This is a genomic window from Halostella sp. PRR32 (genome assembly GCF_034808085.1).
In the GTDB taxonomy this organism is placed as follows: domain Archaea; phylum Halobacteriota; class Halobacteria; order Halobacteriales; family Natronoarchaeaceae; genus Halostella; species Halostella pelagica.
In genome coordinates this window covers 1-234 of sequence record NZ_JAXHGL010000295.1, presented here as the reverse complement: position 1 = coordinate 234, position 234 = coordinate 1, and the positions used below count along the sequence as shown (strand labels likewise).

1 pseudogene is annotated in these 234 nt (G+C 74.8%); it reads left to right on the top strand.

The features are described from left to right. A pseudogene (locus SM753_RS21165) lies at positions 1–203 on the top strand (protein kinase family protein); the annotation flags it as partial. Between the last annotated feature and the right edge of the window lie 31 nt (positions 204–234).

Sequence of the window (234 nt, the reverse complement as noted above, 5' to 3'; positions counted from 1 at the left end):
CGCGGTCGTACGACCTCGCGAGCGCCCTCGCCGCGCTGGAACCCCTGATCGGCGCGGCCGAGGCCGTCGACGCCGCGCTCGACAGCTACTCGGCCGACGAGCTGCTGGCCGCGCGACGGTTCCTCGACTTCGTCGCCATCCGCCCCGACCACGAGTTCGACGCCGCCGGGCTCACCGGCGAACTGGACAAGCGAGCCGCGTAAGTGACGTGGGCGGCGACGCGCCCGCTCCGCC